The organism is Bradyrhizobium sp. USDA 4011 (genome assembly GCF_054063415.1).
The window spans coordinates 6,591,407-6,611,567 of record NZ_JBSSGG010000001.1; the positions used below are offsets into that span (position 1 = coordinate 6,591,407).

Sequence of the window (20,161 nt, forward strand, 5' to 3'; positions counted from 1 at the left end):
GCCGTCATACCCCGCGAAAGCGACGTATCCAGTACGCTACGGCTCATCGGTTCAATCGTCGACGTGCCTGGAATACGGGATCACCCGCTTTCGCGGGTGATGACAGTTGTTGATGCGGATTGTGCGCGACATCCGCGCAGGCTACAGGCGTCCCAATAGCAGCAGGATCAGCAGGATCACGATCACGAGGCCGAGGCCGCCGCCGCCATAATAGCCGGTGCCGTAGAACGGTCCGCCGCCGATGCCGCTGAAGCCGCCGAGCAGCGCGATGACCAGAATGATAAGAATGATCGTTCCAATTGACATTGAGTCTCTCCTCAGCCCGTGGGCCCATGATCTCTGCCCTTCGGGAAAGGAAACACGTGGGAACTACGAAGGTTCCGGATTCGGCGGTGCGATAAACCTGTGTGGTCCTTCCGTTCGCGCTGGAACACAATTACATCAAGCGAATCCATGGAGGAGTGCACCGCGATGTCGGCTCCGCTGATTGTCTCGATTCCCCACAGCCTCGGCCGCGACGAGGCGATGCGCCGCCTGAAGACAGGCCTGTCGCGCGCAGCGGCGAACGTGCCTGTGATGAGCGTCGACGAAGAGCGCTGGGAGGATAACCGCATGAGCTTCCGCGTCCGCGCGTTGGGGCAGGTCGCGGCCGGCCATCTCGATGTCGAGGATACCCATGTGCGGCTGGAGGTGACGCTGCCGTGGCTGCTGCAGCGCTTCGCCGAGGTCGCGCAGGCCGCTATTCAGAAGCGCGGGCAGTTGCTGCTGACCAAGCGTTGACGCGCGACGTTAGCTGTGTGCGCGTGCGCGTTTTGGGGCTTGCTTCGTTCCAGCCGCGGCTTTCGCCTTCAGCACGGCGACCGGTAGCCTGGCGAACAGCGTCGAGAGCTGAATCCTGCTTTCACCGCCGGCGAGCGCGTATCCAGCCAGGTCGATCTCGCCTTCAAAGGCTTCGGGACGCGGCCAGCTGCGTCCGCCCTGCGTGAACGGGGCAAATGATTTCGCCACCGCGACGACGACTGCCTCGCGGCCATGACGCCGTGCGAAGGCGATGACATGATCGCGATGCGGGCCGCTGACCGTGAGCGGCTGGTAGTCGCCGCTGCCGAAGACCGCGGGCAGCTCGTTGCACAGCCGCAGCAATTGCCGCGTCCAGGCGAACTTCAGGCGGCCGTCGTGCCAGCTTTGCGCCAGTGCGTTCCAATCCGGCGTCTCCAGCGCCGCAAGCATGTCCGCGCGACCGGCAAAATCGACCGGACGACGGTTGTCGGGGTCGACAAGCGAAAGATCCCAGCTTTCGGTGCCCTGGTAGAAATCCGGCACGCCGGGCATCGTCGCTTTCAGGGTGATCTGGCTCAGCGAGTTCAACGCGCCGATCAGCGCGGTGCGTTGTGCCAGCGTGTCCAGCGCGTCGAGGAATTCCGGCGAGGCGGTGCGATCAAGGATCCGCGCGACGAAGGTCTTCACGCCCGCCTCGTAAGCTTCGTGCGGATTGAGCCAGCTGGTCTCCTGCTTGCCCTCGCGCGCGGCCTTCAGGGCATAGGCCTGGATGCGCCCGACCAGCGAACTGTTGTCCGGGTCCCAGGCGCCGAGCAGGGTCTGATACAGCATGTATTCGAACGTTGCCGATGGGGCGCGCATCTCGCCGTCGAGCACCAGATGCGGCGCGTTCAGAACCTTCCAGCGCGCCACCGCGCTGGTCCATTCGCCGGGGATCTCCGCCAGCGCCATGATCCGGGCGCGGGCATCCTCGCCGCGCTTGGTGTCGTGGGTTGCGGTCGCCGTCATGCCGTGCGGCCATTCGCGGGCGCGGGTCTGCATCATGGCGTGGAAGGTCTCGGGCGCAATCGCGCTCGCCGCCGGATCGCCGCCGACCTCGTTGAGTGCCAGCAGGCGGTGGTAGCGATAGAAGGTGGTGTCCTCCAGCGACTTCGCCATCATCGGCCCGGTGAATTGCTGCACCTTCAGCGCAAAGCGCCGGATCCGTGGCGCACCGTGCGGCGGCCGGCCGGGCTTCAAGAGGTCCATGGTCAGGGCATCGCGCAGGAAGTCGAAGATGCCTTCGTCGGCGGCGAACCAGTCGGCACGGGCGCGCTCGATGGTCGCGCTGATCAGCGCGCGGTCATGCGCGGTCGGGCCGGAGGCGGCGAGATAGGTGCGATAGACCGGGAAGTGCAGCACATAGAGCTCGAGCGCCTGCCGCAGGCTGTCGGCGGAGAAGTCGCGGGTCGAATAGTGCCCGCTGGCGATACGCGCGAGCAGCCGCGCCAGCACGGTGAATTCGCTGGTCAGCAAGGTCTCCAGCACGCGGCGCTTGGCCGCGCGCAGCACCGGCGTCAAATTCGGCGACTGGTTGCTGATCTGGCGCCAGATCTCGTTGATCAGATCGAGCCCGCCGCCGTCGACCAGCACCTGGCTGATCGTGTTCATCCATTCATAGCCGGTGGTGCCATGGACGCCGCTGAATTTCATCAGCTTCTCGTCCTCGCCGAGGATCTTCTCGATCACCATGTAGATCGGCTTGGCCTTGGCGCCCTGCGCGGAGCGGATCAGGCGGCGCAGGCGCTGGAAGTATTGGGCCGGATCGCGCAGGCCGTCGATATGGTCGAGCCGCAGGCCTTGCAGCCGGTCTTCCGCAATCAGCCGCCTCACGAGACTGTGGCTCGCCTCGAAGGTAGCGGCGTCCTCGACCCTGAGGCCGGCCAGGGTGTTGATGTCGAAGAAGCGGCGATAATTGATGTCGCTGGAAGCAAGCCGCCAGTGGCCGAGCTTGTAGTGCTGGCGTTCCAGAAGATGATGCAGTGCAAGCGTCTGGGTGGGACGATCCTCGCCGGCGCGATAGGCGTCGAGTCCGTGCGCGATGAGCTCGGCGCCGCCTTCGATCGCCTTGATCGCCGCCTTCAGCGTCGGTGCCTCCTGCCGGTTCGGGTGACGCAGCCCGCGATACCTGGCGGCGAGTTCGAGTAGCGCGCGCCCGGCCGGACTGTCTTCGGCGCCTGCCTCGCGGACGACGGTCCGCAGCACCCCGCCATAGCGCTCCGGCGCGATCGGCAGGCGGTGCTCGAAATACCAGGCGGAGAAACTGCCTTCGCTCGCATCGTAGCGCAGTTCGATCTCGCCGCGCTCCAGCGCCTGACCGTAGGACGAGCCGAGGATCGGCAGCAGCACGCCGCCGCGCGCGCGATATGGCAGCTGGTCCCAATCGATGTCGAAGGACACCGCGTGCGGCGACAACGGCCCCCATTCCAGCACATCGAGCCACCACGGATTGTCGGCAAAATGCACGCCGACATGGTTCGGGACGAAATCCAGGATCAGGCCGAGATCATTGCGCTTCAGCGCGTCGCTCAGACGCGCGAAGCCCTCTTCGCCGCCGAGCTCTGGGTTGAACTTGGTGTGGTCGACGACGTCATAGCCATGGGTCGATCCCTTGCGCGCCTTCATGAACGGTGAGGCATAGACATGGCTGATGCCGAGCGCCTTCAGATACGGCGCCACCGCGGCGGCGGCATCGAAGTCGAAATCGGCAGTAAGTTGCAGTCGGTAGGTTGCGATCGGGATCGCCGGAGGCATTTTACTATCCGATGTGCCAGCGCACCGCCCAGCCGGGGAGGTCGCTCGACAACGCGCCGCCCCAGATCGCAGTTCCCTTAGGCTCGGGTGCGTCGGTGATGTCGCGATCCGACAAATTGGCCGTCAGCCGCAGCGTGCTGCCGTCGCCCATCTGCCAATGCGCCGTCAAAAGCTTGCCGGCCACGACGGCGTCGCAGAAACGGGATCCCTGGAGCCGCGGCATGATCTCTTGCCGCCGCACGGCGAGCAGGTCGCGGACCAGCGCCAGCCTGGCGCGGCCGGGATGGCGCTCGAGCGCAGCCCAGTCGAGCACCGCCGATCGCGCCGTCTCCTCGGCAAGCGGATCGGGAATGTCGCCGCCATATTTGGCGTAGGCCCAGGCGAATTCCTTGCGCCGGCCGGCGCGGACGGCGTTGGCGAGGTCGCCCTTGAAATCGCAGAAGAACGGGAAGGGTGTCGTCGCGCCCCATTCCTCGCCCATGAACAGCATCGGCGTGGTCGGCGCGATCAGCGTGACCGCCAGCGCCGCCTCGATCGCCGCCGGTTTTGCAATGCTCTCGAGACGGTCGCCCAGCGGCCGGTTGCCGATCTGGTCGTGGTTCTGCAGGAAGTTGATGAAGCAGGTCGGCGACAGCGCGCCGCTCGGCTCGCCGCGGGCCTTGCCGCCCCAGAACTCCGAGACTTCGCCCTGGTAGATGTAGCCGGACGACAGCGCGCGTGCGAGGTCCTGCTTCGGCGTCCGGTAGTCGCCGTAGTAGCCCTGGCTTTCTCCGGTCAGCAGCACATGCCAGGCGTGATGATAGTCGTCGTTCCATTGGCCGCGGAATTTGCCGTGCGGCGGGTCCTCGGCGGCATCGAGCAGGCTTGCAATGTTGTCGCCGTTCTCGAGCACGAGGTTGATGTGCCGGCCGGTCTCCGTGGCGAGCTTGCCGGCAGCCATGCTGAAGTCATGCAGGATGGAGATTTCGCCGGCTTCGACGATGGTGTTGACCGCGTCGAAGCGCAGCCCGTCGAAGCGATAGTCGCGCAGCCAGTTGACCACGCTGCCGATCGCAAACGCGCGCACCTCGGGTACGCGATAATCGATCGCGCTGCCCCATGGCGTATGCGCGTCGCTGAAGAAAGTGGGCGCATAGCGGCCGAGGTAATTCCCTTCCGGGCCGAAATGGTTGTAGACCACGTCGAGCATCACCATTAGCCCGCGCAGATGCGCTTCGTCGATCAGGGTCTTGAGGTCCTCGGGGCGGCCGTAGGCGCCGTCGGGCGCATACCACAGCACGCCGTCATAGCCCCAGTTGCGCTTGCCTGCGAAATCCGCCAGCGGCATCAGTTCGAGCGCGGTGATGCCGGTTGCCACCAGATGATCGAGCTTGTCGATCATGGCGCGGTAGGTGCCTTCCGACGTGAAGGTGCCGACATGGGCCTCGAGGATGACGGCCTCGTGCCAGGGCCGGCCGCGCCATTCCGTCGCGCGCCATTTGAAGGTTGAGTGATCGATCACCTCGCTCGGGCCGACCACGTCGTCCGGCTGGAATGCGGAGGCTGGATCGGGCACGTCGACCTCGTCGTCGATGCGGAACTTGTAACGCGTGCCGGCGCGCGCGCCCGCGATCTCGGCGACGTACCAGCCGGCGGCGTCGCGGGTCAGCGTATGCACATCGCGGCTCTGCGTATGCGGCTTGTCGAGCAGGACGTCGACGCGTTTGGCCGCCGGCGCCCAGAGTCGGAAGCGCGTGCCGTCAGGGGTCAGCTCGGGGCCGAAATGCTGCGCGCTCATGCGGCGCCTGCAAATGCCAGCACCGAGCGCGGCGGTGCCGTGGCGTCGGCGCCGGCGGCGAATTGCTCGGCCGTTTGTTCTGCCATGGTCGTGTTCAAGACTTGCTGCCAGCTCTTGTATTCCGCCATCCTCGGCATCCTGAACACGATCTCCTGCGGCGCGGCGTTCAGCACGATAAAGATCGGCGCCTGCCCTTGTTCCAACGGCCCCAGCACGTAGGCGAGGAACCGGCTTTCCGGGAATTTCCAGTCGGACTCCGTCATTTCCTCCGCTGATGGCGTCAGCCAGATCACGCCATAGGTGCCGTCGGCGCGGCGGCCGTCGAGCCAGCTCTGGCAGCGGATCTGGCCAAAGCGCTGGCGCAGCGCGGTGAGATGACCGATGAAGGCGACGGCGTCGTCGTCCGTGCCGAGGTTCTCCCAGCCGATCCAGCCTGTTTCGTTATCCTGGCAATAGGCGTTGTTGTTGCCGGCTTGCGTGTTGGCGACCTCGTCGCCGGCAAGGATCAGCGGCGTGCCCTGTGCGAGCAGCAGGCAGGCCAGTGCGTTCTTCCTGAGCTGGCGGCGCAGCGCGATGATCGCGGGATCATCGGTCGGGCCTTCATGGCCGCAATTGTTGCTGTGATTGTCGTTCGAGCCGTCGCGATTGTCCTCGCCATTGGCCTCATTGTGTTTCTCGTTGTAGCTGAAGAGATCGGCGAGCGTGAAGCCGTCATGCACCGTGATGTGATTGACGCTGGCGCGGGTCGCGCGGTTGTCGTGGTGAAATAGATCCGAGGACGCGGTCATGCGGCCCGATATATCGCCGATCAAGCTGCCTTCGCCGCTCCAGTAGCGCCGCATCGCGCTGCGATAGCGGTCGTTCCATTCCGACCATTGCGACGGAAACGCGCCGACCTGGTAGCCGCCGAGACCGAGGTCCCAGGGCTCGGCGACCATCTTGGCGGTTGCCAACACCGGGTCCTGGCGGATCGCGGTGAGGAAGGGATGGTTGCGATCGAACCCGTTGGGTCCGCGCGCCAGCGTCGTGGCGAGATCGAAGCGGAAGCCGTCGACATGGCAGACCTCGACCCAGTAGCGCAGCGAATCCATCACCATCTGCAGCACGCGCGGATGGGTGAGGTTGACCGAGCTGCCGCAGCCGGTGAAGTCGTCATAGAAGCGCGGGTTCTCGCGGTTCAGCCAGTAATAGGAGGCGTTGTCGATGCCGCGGAAGCACAGCGTCGGGCCCATGTGGTTGCCCTCGGCGGTGTGGTTGTAGACGACGTCGAGCAGCACCTCGATGCCGGCATCGTGCAGCCGCGCCACCGTGGTGCGAAACGAGTCCAGCGCATTGTCCTGGGCGTAGCGTGCCTCGGGCGCGAAGAAGGCGATGGTGTTGTAGCCCCAGTAGTTCGAAAGCTTCTTCTCAACCAAAACGCGGTCGTCGATCAGGCCGTGGATCGGCAACAGCTCGATGGTGGTGACGCCGAGCCGCTTGAGGTGGTCGATCATCGCCGGCGACGACAGCCCGCCATAGGTGCCGCGCAGGTTCGGCGGCACGTCCTCGCGCTTCTGCGTCAGGCCCTTGACGTGGGCTTCATAAATGATGGTGTCTTGCCAGGGAACCTGCGGCCGGATCTCGCGGCGGCCCCAGTTGAAGGTCTCGTCGACCACCACGGCCTTCGGCATGCCGCGGGCATTGTCGCGCCGGTCGAACGAAAGATCCTCGCGCGCGCTGCCGGTACGATACCCGAAATGCGCATCGCTCCACACCAGCCGGCCGGCGAGCCGCTTGGCATAGGGATCGAGCAACAGCTTGTTGGCGTTGAAGCGGTGGCCGCGCTCCGGCGCGTAGGGCCCGTAGACGCGATACCCATAAAGCTGGCCCGGCGAGACGTCGTTGAGATAGCAATGCCAGACGTCCTCGGTGCGCTCCGGCATCTCGATCCGCTCGAGTTCGCGGCGGCCTTGGCCGTCGAACAGGCACAGCTCCACCTTCTCCGCATTCGCTGAGAACAACGCAAAATTGGTGCCTCTGCCGTCCCAGCTTGCACCGAGCCGTGCGGACGTACCCCCGGTCAGTCGCATGGATCAGCTTTCCGGTACGAGAAAGATCGCAGCCAGCGGCGGAATGGTCAGGCTCAGCTCGGGCGTGGCGCCCTCCGAGGCACGGACCTCGCCGATATTGCCGACATTGGTGCCGCCGTAGTGGGAGGAATCCGAGTTGAACACCTCGTGCCACTTGCCCGCGAACGGCACCCGGACGCGATAGTTGCGGTAGACGTTGGGCGAGAAGTTCAGGACCACGAGACAGCGGGCGCGCGCATCATTGCCCTTGCGGATCCAGCCGAACACGTTGTTGCTGGCGTCGTCGGTGATGACCCATTCGAAGCCGGCCTGGTCGCAGTCGAGCTCGTGCAGCGCCGGCAGCGCGCGATAGAGCCGGTTGAGGTCGCGGACCAGGTTCTGGATGCCGCCATGCCTCGGCTGTTGCAGCAAATGCCAATCGATCGAGTGGTCGTGATTCCATTCGCGCTCCTGGCCGAACTCGCAGCCCATGAACATCAGCTTCTTGCCGGGGTGGCCGAACATGAAGCTGTAATAGGCGCGCAGATTGGCAAAGCGCTGCCAGTCGTCGCCGGGCATGCGGCCAAGGATCGAGCGCTTGCCGTGCACGACCTCGTCGTGGGACAGCGGCAGGATGAAGTTCTCCGAGAAGGCGTAGTGCAGGCCGAACAGGATGTCGCCGTGATGGAATTTGCGGTGGATGGGATCCTTGCTGATATATTTCAGCGTGTCGTGCATCCAGCCCATGTTCCACTTGTAGCCGAAGCCGAGCCCGCCATATTCGACGGGCCGCGACACTTGCGGCCACGCGGTGGATTCCTCCGCCGCCGTCATCGCCTGCGGGAAGTGTGCGTAGAGTTCGGTGTTGAAGCGGCGCAGGAAGTCGATCGCCTCGATATTCTCGCGGCCGCCATATTTGTTCGGAATCCAGCCGCCGGCCGGACGGCTGTAGTCGAGATACAGCATGGAGGCGACGGCATCGACGCGCAGCCCGTCGATGCCGTAGCGATCGAGCCAGAACAGCGCGTTCGACACCAGGAAGTTGGTGACCTCGGTGCGCCCGTAATTGTAGATCAGCGTGCCCCAATCGAGGTGGCGGCCCTGCAACGGATTGGCGTGCTCGTAGAGCGCGGTGCCGTCGAAATTGCCGAGACCGTGCGGATCGTCGGGGAAATGCCCGGGGACCCAGTCGAGCAGCACGGCGAGGCCTGCGCCGTGGCAGGCGTCGATCAGCGCGGCGAAATCGTCGGGCGAGCCGAAACGGCTGGTCGGCGCGAACATGCCGGTCGGCTGATAGCCCCACGAGCCGTCGAACGGATGCTCGGTGATGGGCAGGAATTCGATATGGGTGAAGCCCATGTCGCTGGCATAGGCCGGAAGCTGCTCCGCCATCTCGCGATAGGTCAGCCACTCATTGCGGCCCTTGCGGCGCCACGATCCGAGATGAACCTCGTAGATCGACATCGGCGAGCTCAGTGCGTTGACGCGATCGGGCGCCGGGCGCGGATGCGGGATCTTGCGCTCGTCGATCACGATCGAGGCGGTCTTCGGACGCACCTCGGCGGCGAACGCCAGCGGATCGGACTTCAGCGGCAGATGCTGGCCGTTCCGCCCGATGATCTCGAACTTGTAGTGGTCGCCGACGCGTGCGCGCGGGATGAACAGCTCCCAATAGCCCGGGCCGCGGACGCGCATCGGATGGCGCCGTCCGTCCCAGAAATTGAAGTCGCCGACCACGCTGACCCGCCGCGCGTTGGGCGCCAGCACCACGAAGCCGATGCCGTCGACGCCGTCGAGCGTCATCGGATGCGCGCCGAGCGTGTCGTAGACGCGCATATGCGTCCCCTCGCCGAGCAGATAGAGGTCGAAATCGCTCAGGATCGGCGGAAAGCGGTAGGCATCTTCCAGTTCGACGACGTTGTCGCCGAAGCGGGCGCGGAGCTGGTAGCGCGTCGAGCCGTTCGGCAAGGGACCCGCGAACAGGCCGGCGTCATGGATTTTGGCCAGCGGCGCCGTCTCGCCATGCTCCCCGATCGCCTCGACATTGCTGGCGTCAGGCAGGAAGGCGCGCACGACGTTGCGATCTCCCTCGGCGTGGAGGCCGAGATAGTGGAAGGGATCGGAGTGGCGGCCCTCGATGATGGCATAGGCCTCGGCGGGCAACTTATTCATGCAACCTCATGCGGCTGTTGGGCCAGGAGTCTCAACAGGCCAGCCAGTGGGACGCGGAGCCAATCCGGCCGGTTGGCCAGCTCATACTCGATCTCGTAGAAGGCTTTCTCAAGCAGGAAAAAGTTGAGCAGGCGGTCGGCCGCCCTGGCGTCGGCGGGCCACAGCCGCTGCCCGGCCATGGTTTCGCGATAGGCCGCCAGCAGGGCATCCGCGGCCTGGTCGCGCCATTCGGCCAAAGCGAGGCTCAGCCTGCCGCTCTCGTCAGGCGCGACCTTGAGGGCCCGTTCCAGCGCGGCAGTCGCAGCATAGTCGATCGAGCGGATCAGGCCGGCGACGTCGCGCGCCGCCGGTGCCTTGCGGCGCCGCTCGGCGATGGTGCGGCCCGGCCCGCCGTCAAAATCGATGATGAAGACATCGTCCTTGACGACCAGCAACTGGCCGAGATGCAGGTCGCCATGGTGGCGGATGCTGAAGCCGTCGGTCTCGCGCGGCAGCAGGGCCTTGAGCCGGTCCGGCAGCATGTCGTGCTGGGCCTGCAATTGATCGGCCAGCAGCCGGTCGGCCTCTTTCAGGGTGCCGCGCCGCTGCTTCAGCGTGTCGAACACGCGTTCGGCGCGCGCCATGATCTCGTCGCTCCAGCGCTGCAGGTCTTCGGGCCTGGTCGGTTCGGGTGCGAAATCCGGCAGGTCGCGGTTGCTGGCGAGCGCGATGTGCAGCTCGGCGAGACGTTTTCCGCCGTGCGACAGATGGCGCAGGTAAGTCGCATGATCGCCGTTCTCATCGGGATTTTCGCTCGCCGCCAGCAGGCGCTGCCGCTCGACGAGGCGATCGAGGTGCGCAGCGGCCACGGTCCAGAGGTCGCCCTGGTTAACCACCATGGCGTGCAGCACCGCGATCGCGCTGCGATTGTCACCCTCCACCAGTTCCGATGTGCCGAGCAATGCCGGTGTGTTGGGGAAATTGACCACTTCGGTGAGGAAGCGGCCCATCTCGATCTCCGGATTGATGCCGACCTCGAGCTTCCGGTAAATCTTGGTGACATATTCGTTGTCGACCAGCGCAGTCGAATGCGGCTGATCGTTCTCGAAGACGCGGATCCGCTCGGGCTGCCGGACCGGGCGGTCGGAGAAGCGGCTGGTCGGCCGGAATTCGAGCTTCAGGCCCTGTTCGCTCTCGTCGACCGTGAGGTTTTCCCTGAGATTGCGCAGGAACAGGCCGGTGAAGATCTGGTCGGTGGCGACATCGAGCAGCGTGCCCTCGCGCGCGCCCTGACGGATCGCGGCAAAGGCGCGCGGGTTGTAGCGCTCGCGGTCGAAGCGCACCCATTCGATCTGCATCGGCAGCACGTAGCGGCTGGTGGTGCCGCGCTCCGTGGTTTCGAAGAAGATCAGCCAGGGCCGGTTGTCACCGATGTCGCAGAACGGGATCGCGGACACCAGCGTCGGCTGGATCGCTTTCGCGGAATGCTCCGGGTACCAGCGCGAGCGGGCGAGATGGCCGGGCAGCACGTCGTGCTCGAACACGCCGCGCTCCCGCGCCAGCGACGTCCAGGTCGAACCGAGCGGTACGACCAGCGTCTCGAACTCCGGCACCGCCCGCGGCTTCACCGGCTCGGACTTGTCGCGCTCCTGCAGCTGGAACCAGTAGAAGCCGTAGGGCGCCAGCGTGATCATGTAGGGCAGCTCGCCAATCGCCGGGAAGCGCGTGCGTCCGAGCATCTCGAGCGGAATGCGGTCCTTGAAGGCGGAGAGGTCGAGCTCGGTGGCCTGCGCGGAGCGCGACAAATTGGCGACGCACAGGATCGCCTCGCCCTGGTACTGCCTGACATAGGCGAGCACCGAGCGGTTCTCGGGGCGGATGAAGGTCATGGTGCCGCGCCCGAAGGCAAGCGTCGACTTGCGCACCGCGATCAGCCGCTTGGTCGCCGACAGCAGCGACGACAGGCTGCGCGATTGCGCCTCGACATTGACGGCCTCATAGCCATAGACCGGGTCCATGATCGTCGGCGCGTAGAGCCGCGCCGGGTCGGCGCGCGAGAAGCCGCCGTTGCGGTCCGGCGACCACTGCATCGGCGTCCGCACGCCGTTGCGGTCGCCGAGATAGATGTTGTCGCCCATGCCGATCTCGTCGCCGTAGTAGATGATCGGCGTGCCGGGGAACGATAGCAGGAGCGAGTTCATCAGTTCGATCTTGCGGCGGTCGTTGTCCATCAGCGGCGCAAGGCGGCGGCGGATGCCGACATTGATGCGGGCGCGCGGGTCGTTGGCGTAGGTCGACCACAGATAGTCGCGCTCGACGTCGGTGACCATCTCCAGCGTCAGCTCGTCGTGATTGCGCAGGAACAGCGCCCACTGGCAGGCTGACGGGATGTCGGGCGTCTGCCTGAGGATGTCGGTGATCGGAAAGCGGTCTTCCTGCGCGATCGCCATGTAGATGCGCGGCATCAGCGGGAAGTGGTAGGCCATGTGGCATTCGTCGCCATGGCCGAAATATTCTTGCACGTCTTCCGGCCATTGATTGGCCTCGGCCAAGAGGACCTTGCCCTTGGCATAGGCGTCGAGTTCCTGGCGCAGCCGTTTGATGATGGCATGCGTCTCCGGCAGGTTCTCATTGTTGGTGCCGTCGCGCTCGCACAGATAGGGAATCGCGTCGAGCCGGAAGCCGTCGACGCCGGTGTCGAGCCAGCGCTTCATCACCTGCACGATGGCGCGCACCACGCGCGGATTGTCGAAGTTGAGGTCCGGCTGGTGCGAGAAGAAGCGGTGCCAATAGAACTGGCCGGCCTCCGGATCCCAGGTCCAGTTCGACTTCTCCGTGTCGGTGAAGATGATCCTTGTATCGAGGTATTTCTGGTCGGTGTCGCTCCAGACGTACCAGCTGCGCGCGCTCGAATTCGGCGGGCTGCGGCGCGCGCGCTTGAACCAGGCATGCTGGTCCGAGGTGTGGTTGATGACGAGCTCGGTGATGACGCGCAGACCGCGCTTCTTGGCCTCCTGGATGAAGCGCTTGAAGTCCTTCATCGTTCCGAAATCGGGATTGATGTCGCCGTAATCGGCGATGTCGTAGCCGTCGTCGCGGCCGGGCGAGGGATAGAACGGCAGCAGCCACAGCGCGGTGACGCCGAGCTCCTGCAGATAGCCAAGCTTCTCCGTCAGGCCTGCGAAGTCGCCGATGCCGTCATTGTTGCTGTCGGCGAACGCCTTGACGTGCAGCTGGTAGATGATGGCGTCCTTGTACCACAGCTGGTCCGCGGTCTCGGTCGCGACCTTCTCCTGGCTATTGACGGAGGAGAATACGTTCATGACGGCTCCTTCAGGCGACACAGCGCAACAGCAACGCGGGATCGCGCGCAGGATCCAGATGCAGGCGGATGCCTCCCCATTCGAGCGCATGACGCTCGCCGGTGACAAGGTGTTCCACGGCGGTGACGGGGCGGCGGGCATCGCCACCGACCGTGACGTCGCCGAGCGGAAGCCAGACGTCGCGGGGCTCGGACGATAACGCAATCGCGGCCGCGATCACATTGCCCTGATCGGCCGCCTCCTTGACGAAGCCGATCACGCCGCCGTCATCGACGTTGACAAAGCGCAGATTGGCGAATTGTTGCAGGGCCGGATTGCCGCGCCTGATCTGGTTGAGCGCCGCGATATAGGGCTTGATGTTCCCGGCCTGATCCCAGTCGCGAACCCTGATTTCGTATTTCTCGGAGTTGAGATATTCCTCGCGGCCGGGCACCGGTGTGTGCTCGAGCAGCTCGAAGCCGCTATAGATGCCGTAGTTGCTTGAAAGCGTCGCGGCCAGCGCGAGACGCGACTTGAACATCCAGGATTCGCCGCTTTGCAGGTGGAAGGGCAGGATGTCAGGTGTGTTGACGAAGAAATTCGGCCGAAAAAAGTCACGATCGGGATAGGATATCAACTCGCCGAGATACTGTTCGAGCTCGGAACGCTGGGTGCGCCAGGTGAAGTAAGTGTACGACTGCGTGAAGCCGAGCTTGGCGAGACCCTTCATCAGTTTCGGCCGCGCGAAAGCCTCCGAAAGGAACAGCACGTCCGGATCGCGGTCCTGCACCTCGCGGATCAGCCATTCCCAGAATGCCAGCGGCCTGGTGTGCGGATTGTCGACCCGGAAGATTTTCACACCCTGTTCGACCCAGAACAGCACCACGTCGCGTAGCGCACGCCAGAGCGCCGCGGCATCCGCGGATCCGAAATCCGGATTGACGACATCGTCCCAGCGCTGCGGCGGATGTTCGGCCGTGCGCATCGACCCGTCCGGACGCCGCTTGAACCATTCCGGATGCGCGGTGAGCCAGGGATGATCGGGCGAGCATTGCACGGCGAAATCGAGCGCGACCTCGAGGCCATGGGCTTGGCATGCCGCGACGAAGGCGCGAAAGTCGTCGAGCGTGCCAAGCTCCGGATGGACCGCGTCGTGGCCGCCCTCGGCCGCACCGATCGCGTAGGGGCTGCCGGGATCGACCGCCTGCGCGATGGCGGCATTGTTGCGGCCCTTGCGATGGGTCCGCCCGATCGGGTGGATCGGCGCCAGCAACACAACGTCGAAGCCCATCGCCGCGATATCGGGCAGCCGCGCGATGCAGTCGTTGAAGGTCGCGTGCACGCCCGGTGTCTTGCCCTGGCTGCGCGGAAACATCTGGTACCAGGCGCCGCTGCGCGCCCGCGGCCGGTCGGCGGTGAGAGGATAGAGCTGCGATCGCATCAGGTCGCGGCGAAACTGGCTGTCGGCCATCGCCTCCCGCAATTCCGGTGCGAGCAGCGCGCCCGGCTCGCCGGTCTGCAGAAAGATTTCGCACTGCCTGATGATGATTGCGGCCGCGGCCGGGCCACCGGCCTGCGCCCGGGTCAGCATGCCCGCGCCTTCGACGGCATCCAGCGTGTGGTCGCCACCGTCGCGCTGCTTGTGCTCGAAGCGATGCCGCCAGCTGGCGAATTCGTCGGTCCAGGCCTCGATCGCGAAGCTGTAGCGGCCGGGCCGGTCGGGCACGAAGGCGCCGCCCCAGCGGTCGTCGCTGTGCGGCGTCATCGGCGCGTGTTGCCATTCGCCGTCGCCCTCATGCCGCCACACCAATGCCGCTGCGATCACATCATGTCCGTCACGGTAGATGTCGGCCCACACCTCGACAGGTTCGCCCGCGATGCGCTTGACCGCAAAGCGGCCGCCATCAACCGACGGATAGACATCGGTAATATGAAAAGTGCTGTGGGCACTCTCGACAGGCCGGGCGGTTTTGTTCACGGTGATGCCGCCATTGAATAGGCAAATGAAGTCCCCGCGCCGGGAAGGAGGCACGCCAGACCCATATAGAAAGCCGCTCGCCGGGCATTGGTTCCCGGTGGGAACGCCGGATAGGGTAGAGCGTTGAACATCAACTATCCCTTTCCCGTATCTGTACAATTTAGCAACGATCCCAATACCGTTGCGAGCAGGCAGCGTGCCGAATGGACCTTTACGCCAAAGCCCAGACCCTGGGAATCCAGACCGAGTATATCGATGGGAGCGGTCACCGCCGTGTGACAACCCCCGAGGCGCTGACGGCGATCCTCGCGGCGCTGCCGCCCCAGGCGCCGCGTCGGATGATCGCCGATCCCGTGGTCGTCAGAGGCGGCCATGGCGGACAGACGCAACTCGCGGAGGCGCCCCGGCTTCCGGTGCAATGGAAGCTCACCAGCGGCACTGCGGTGCTCGCGCAAGGCGAGGCGCATGAGCGGAGTGTGACGTGGCCGTCGGGCCTGCCCGAGGGCGTGCACCGGTTGCAGCTCAAGGACGCCTCGGGCAGCGAGGAACTGCCGTTTCTGGTGGCGCCGGACGGCGCATTCGGCGGCGCGTTCGACCGCTGCTGGGTGATCGCGGTCCAGCTCTATGGCGTGCGGTCGGCGCGCAACTGGGGCATCGGCGACTTCACCGATCTGCAGGGCCTGCTCGAATTCGCCCATCGGCTCGGCGCCGACGGTATCGGGCTCAATCCGCTGCATGCGCTGTTCGACGATCGGCCTGGCGATTGCAGCCCATACTCGCCGAACAGCCGGCTATTCCTCAACGCGCTTTATATCGACGTCGCGAAGATTCCCGAATTCCACGCCGATGCAGAGACGCAAGCCGCACTCGCGCAGCTCCGCAGCCGTGACATGGTCGACTATGTCGGTGCCGCGGCGCTGAAATGGCCCGCGCTGCGCGCGGCCTTCGCGGCCTTCAAGGCCAATCCCGGCCTCGGCCGCTGGCAGGATTTCGAGGCCTATCGCAAGGAGCAGGGCGGGCTGCTGTCGCGCTTCGCCTGCTTCGAGGTGATGCGGCACAAACTCAACACGCCGTGGTGGGAATGGCCGGACGAGTGGCGGCAGCCCGACGATACGGCGTGCGCGAAATTGCGCCGGGCGCGCGACACCGCCACTGAGGTCGAATTCGTCGAATTCGTGCAATGGACGGCGGACCGGCAGCTCGGCGCCTGCCAGGCGCTCGCGCACAAGCTCGGCATGCGGGTCGGGCTCTATCTCGACGTCGCCGTCGGCGTGCAGTCGGATGGCTTCGACGCCTGGAATGAGCAGGTCGCGATCTCGCGTCATCTCGGCGTTGGCGCGCCGCCTGACCCGCTCAACACCGCAGGCCAGGACTGGGGGCTTGCCGGCTTCAATGCCGCGGGCCTCGAGCAGCGCTCGTTCGAGCCGTTCAGGCAGATGCTGCGCGCCTCGATGCACCATGCCGGCGCGATCAGGCTCGACCACGCCTTCGGGCTGAAGCGGCTTTATCTCGTGCCGCGCGGGTTCGGCCCGGCCAATGGCGCCTATGTGCTGATGCCGTTCGAGGCGTTGCTGGCGGCGACCGCGCAGGAGAGCGTTGCGAGCCGCTGCGTCGTGATCGGCGAGGACCTCGGCACCGTGCCCCCGGGGTTCCGCGAGCAGATGAACGGCTGGGGCATCTGGTCCTATCTCGTGATGATGTTCGAGACCGACGACCAGGGCGTCTTCCGCAACGCCGACTTCTATCTGCCGAATGCGCTGGTGACGTTCAACACCCACGACCTGTCGACCTACGCCGGCTGGCGCTCGTTCAGCGACCTCAAGACCAAGCGCGCGCTCGGGATCGATCCCGGCGAGACCGACCAGGGGCGCTGGGATGCGCTCGGCCATCTCGACGACGTGCTGCGCCGTCACGACATCCACCACAATGATTTCTATTCGGTGGTGAACTTCATGGCACGGACGCAGTCGCGGATGATGGCGGTTTCGATGGAGGATTTGCTCGGCATCGTCGAGCAGCCGAACATCCCCGGCACCGTCTATGAGCATCCGAACTGGAAACGGCGGCTACCGGTCTCGATCGAGCATCTCGCATCGGCGATCGACATCGATGCGCTCAAGCGTGCAACCCGCGAACGGTCGCACGCCTGACAACGCGGAGCACGGCGCGTGGCCTCTCGTATCGAAGACTATGGACTGATTGGCGATTGCGAGACCGCAGCGCTGGTCGGCCGTGACGGCTCGATCGACTGGCTGTGCTGGCCGGCGTTCGATTCCGACGCCTGCTTTGCGGCGCTGCTCGGCACGTCTCGGAATGGCCGCTGGCTGCTGGCGCCGGCCGGGGAGGTCAGACAGACCTCCCGCCACTATTGGGACGATACGCTGATCCTCGAGACGCGGTTCGAGACCGAGGATGGAGTGGTCGCGCTGATCGACTTCATGCCGCCGCGCGGCAATGCCTCCGACGTGGTCCGCCTGGTTCGCGGCATCAGCGGCCGCGTCAAGATGCACATGGAGCTGGTGATCCGCTTCGGCTTCGGCGTCGATGTCCCCTGGGTGAAGAAGAACCCGGACGGCGACGGACTGTTGGCGATCAGCGGACAGGACATGACCGTGCTGCGCACGCCGGTTAAGACATTGGGCAAGGACCTGACCACGCTTGCCGAGTTCGAAGTAGGCGAGGGCGACACCGTGCCGTTCGTCCTGACATACGGTGCGTCGTATCATCCGGTGCCGGAGCCGATCGATCCCGAGGCGGCGCTGAAAGATACCGAGGCATACTGGAAGGAATGGTGCAGCCGTTCGACCTATGACGGCAGCTATCGGCGCAGCCTCGTGATGCGTTCGCTGATCACGCTGAAGGCGCTGACCTTCAGGCCCACCGGCGGCATCGTCGCCGCACCGACCACGTCATTGCCGGAAAAACTCGGCGGCGCGCGCAACTGGGACTACCGGTTCTGCTGGCTGCGCGACGCCACCTTCACGCTGCTGGCGCTGATGAATTCGGGCTACACCGAGGAAGCGGCCGCCTGGCACAACTGGCTGCTGCGGGCCGCGGCCGGCGCTCCTGCCGACATGCAGATCATGTACGGCATCCTGGGGCAGCGGCGCCTGCTGGAATGGGAAGCCGGCTGGCTGCCCGGCTATGAGGGGGCGCGACCGGTCCGCGTCGGCAACGCCGCGCATGCGCAGCTGCAACTCGACGTCTATGGCGAGCTGATCGACGCCTTCCACCAGTCCCGCATGGCCAAGTTGAAACTCGATGAGCAGAGCTGGTCGCTCGAATGCACCGTCGTCAGTCATCTCGCCGATGTCTGGGACCAGCCGGATCACGGCATCTGGGAGCGCCGCAGCACGCCCAGACACTACGTGTTCTCCAAGGTGATGTGCTGGGTCGCCTTCGACCGCGCCATCAAGAGCGCGGAGCGGTTCGGCTTCAAGGGGCCGCTGGTCAAATGGCGGGTGCTGCGCGAGGCCATTCATCGCGACGTTTGCCGGCGCGGCTTCGATCCTGATCTCAACAGCTTCGTCGAGAGCTATGACTCAAAGATGCTCGACGCCAGCCTGCTGTTGTTGCCGTCGGTCGGCTTCCTGCCGCCGTCCGATCCGCGCATCCGCGGCACGATCGCGGCGGTCGAGCGGCGCATGATGCGCGATGGGTTCGTGCTGCGGCACGATCCGCGCGAGGTGTCCGACGAGATCCAGCCGATCGAGGGCGCGTTCCTGGCCTGCAGCCTGTGGCTTGCCGACGCCCATGTGCTGGCAGGAGATCTCGACAAGGCGCAAACCATGTTCGAACGCGTGGTGGCGGTCGCCAACGATCTCGGGCTGCTGGCGGAGGAGTTCGACTCCGGCGCCGGCCGGCAGACCGGCAACTTTCCGCAGGCGCTGACCCATATCGCACTGATCAACACCGCACACAATCTCAGCGCCGCCAGGGCCGACGCCGACAAACCCGCGGTGCAGCGGTCGACGTGATCGTGGTTTTGCTTTGCGCACGATCTTCTTAGAAAGCCACCCTAACGGCCCATCGTCAGCACCGTGTCCATCGCGCGCGCGAAACCGTCGTGCTCGTTGGTTTCGGTGACATGCTTGGCGCGCGCCTTGACGTCGTCGCTGGCATTGCCCATCGCGAACGAGACGCCGCTTCGCGCGAACATCGGCAGATCGTTCTGCATGTCGCCGATCGTGGCGACATTCTCCAGCGCCACGCCGAGGCGTTTCGCGATGCCCTCGACGAAGGTGCCCTTGTCGTGGCCGGGCGGGGTGACGTCGAGATAGTAGGTCTGCGAGCGGACCGCGGTCGCATCATTGCCGACCATCTGCTGCATCTCCGCCTCGCAGCGCTGCAGCAGAGGCGCATCCGAGCTCGCGCCGACGATCTTGCAGGCCTGGTCGAGATAGGGCGTGAAATCGCTGACGATGGTCGGATCATGCTTGATCGCGCGCTTTTCGTGCGCGTTGTACTCGCCGTCGGGATTTCGCGTCAGCCAGCGGTCGTTGGTGAACAGCCAGATGTCGACGCCGCGCTCGCGGAGCAGGTCGACGCTGCGCCTGGCGGCCGCCGGCGGGATCACATGCTGCTCGATCGGCTGCAATTGCGGATCGACGATCGAAGAGCCGTTGAAGGCGCCGATCGGTAGCGTGATCGCGAGCGGCTCGACCAGAAAACCCATCCCGATCGTCGGCCGGCTGGAGACGATGGTGAAGCCGATGCCCGCCTCATGCAGCCTGCGCACCGCGGTCAGGGCGCCGTCGGTCAGGGTCTTGTCCTTGGTGAGCAGCGTGCCGTCGACATCGGATACGACAAGGGCGATGCGGGTCATGGGCGGTCCAGTTTCAGTTGACTGACAATGTCTTCGACGATGGTGTCGACCGAACGGTCGATCGCAACCGTGATCGGGCGTTCGTCGGGCGTCGGCGGCTCCAGCGTCTTGAACTGGCTGGCGAGCAGGCCCGGCGGCATGAAATGGTCCTTGCGCGCGGCCAGCCGTGTGGCGATCAGCTCCTCTGTGCCGTCGAGGAAGACGATGCGGATGTCGTCGCGGCCGTGCACCAGGATGTCGCGATAGGCGCGCTTCAGTGCGGAGCAGGCGATGACGGCGCGCTCGCGGACGCCGCAGGTGCGGTCGATCTCATTGGCAATCGCGCGCAGCCAGGGCCAGCGATCCTCGTCGGTGAGCGGCTGGCCGGAATGCATCTTCGCGACATTGCTCGGCGGGTGAAAGCTGTCGCCGTCCTCGAAGCGCCAGCCGATCCTGATCGCAAGGCGGTCGGCAATGGTGCTCTTGCCCGAGCCCGAGACGCCCATCACGACCAGTGCGCAGGGGTTT

At 65.3% G+C, this 20,161-nt stretch carries 12 protein-coding genes; 3 read left to right on the forward strand and 9 right to left on the reverse strand.

Annotation, left to right across the window (positions count from 1 at the left end; genetic code table 11):
* Positions 1-141: 141 nt before the first annotated feature.
* Positions 142-306, reverse strand: a complete 165-nt coding sequence (locus ACVW1C_RS31065; RefSeq protein ID WP_021080901.1) for a DUF3309 family protein — start codon at positions 304-306, stop codon at positions 142-144.
* Between the two features lie 165 nt (positions 307-471).
* Here ACVW1C_RS31065 and ACVW1C_RS31070 point away from each other — a divergent pair, with 165 nt between their 5' ends.
* Positions 472-780, forward strand: coding sequence for a polyhydroxyalkanoic acid system family protein (locus tag ACVW1C_RS31070; RefSeq protein WP_456761521.1), 309 nt, complete (start codon positions 472-474; stop codon positions 778-780).
* A 9-nt stretch (positions 781-789) separates the two neighbouring features.
* Here the strand turns inward: ACVW1C_RS31070 and treY are convergent, their stop codons facing one another.
* From treY to ACVW1C_RS31100, 6 genes are read right to left on the reverse strand one after another with little or no spacing between them, the layout of a single operon-like run.
* Positions 790-3,573 (reverse strand): malto-oligosyltrehalose synthase, encoded by a 2,784-nt coding sequence (treY, locus tag ACVW1C_RS31075; protein WP_456761522.1) that lies wholly within the window; start codon positions 3,571-3,573, stop codon positions 790-792.
* Positions 3,574-3,577: 4 nt separating this feature from the next.
* Positions 3,578-5,350 carry a malto-oligosyltrehalose trehalohydrolase gene (treZ, locus tag ACVW1C_RS31080; protein WP_456761523.1) on the reverse strand — a complete coding sequence of 591 codons (1,773 nt, stop codon included), beginning with the start codon at positions 5,348-5,350 and terminating at the stop codon, positions 3,578-3,580.
* The gene (gene glgX / locus ACVW1C_RS31085; protein WP_456761524.1) at positions 5,347-7,419 is read right to left on the reverse strand and encodes a glycogen debranching protein GlgX; all 2,073 of its coding nucleotides are present in this window, start codon (positions 7,417-7,419) and stop codon (positions 5,347-5,349) included. The genes treZ and glgX overlap by 4 nt, the downstream gene beginning before the upstream one ends.
* Before the next feature lie 3 nt (positions 7,420-7,422).
* Complete coding sequence (gene glgB / locus ACVW1C_RS31090; protein WP_456761525.1) at positions 7,423-9,570, reverse strand: 1,4-alpha-glucan branching protein GlgB; 2,148 nt, start codon at positions 9,568-9,570, stop codon at positions 7,423-7,425.
* Positions 9,567-12,872, reverse strand: a complete 3,306-nt coding sequence (gene treS, locus ACVW1C_RS31095) for a maltose alpha-D-glucosyltransferase (RefSeq protein WP_456761526.1) — start codon at positions 12,870-12,872, stop codon at positions 9,567-9,569. Before treS ends, glgB begins: the two co-directional genes overlap by 4 nt.
* A gap of 10 nt (positions 12,873-12,882) precedes the next feature.
* A complete protein-coding gene (locus tag ACVW1C_RS31100; RefSeq protein ID WP_456761527.1) occupies positions 12,883-14,829 on the reverse strand; it encodes an alpha-1,4-glucan--maltose-1-phosphate maltosyltransferase in 1,947 nt (648 codons plus the stop codon).
* Between the two features lie 203 nt (positions 14,830-15,032).
* Here ACVW1C_RS31100 and malQ point away from each other — a divergent pair, with 203 nt between their 5' ends.
* Entirely contained in the window at positions 15,033-16,979 is a 1,947-nt protein-coding gene (gene malQ / locus ACVW1C_RS31105) for a 4-alpha-glucanotransferase (RefSeq protein ID WP_456761528.1), read from the forward strand.
* Between the two features lie 18 nt (positions 16,980-16,997).
* Positions 16,998-18,806, forward strand: coding sequence for a glycoside hydrolase family 15 protein (locus ACVW1C_RS31110; protein ID WP_456761529.1), 1,809 nt, complete (start codon positions 16,998-17,000; stop codon positions 18,804-18,806).
* 41 nt (positions 18,807-18,847) lie between these two features.
* On the opposite strand, the gene ACVW1C_RS31115 is transcribed toward ACVW1C_RS31110, so the two are convergent.
* Positions 18,848-19,654 carry an HAD family hydrolase gene (locus ACVW1C_RS31115; RefSeq protein ID WP_456761530.1) on the reverse strand — a complete coding sequence of 269 codons (807 nt, stop codon included), beginning with the start codon at positions 19,652-19,654 and terminating at the stop codon, positions 18,848-18,850.
* A complete protein-coding gene (locus ACVW1C_RS31120) occupies positions 19,651-20,139 on the reverse strand; it encodes a gluconokinase (protein WP_456763222.1) in 489 nt (162 codons plus the stop codon). Before ACVW1C_RS31120 ends, ACVW1C_RS31115 begins: the two co-directional genes overlap by 4 nt.
* Positions 20,140-20,161: the final 22 nt, after the last annotated feature.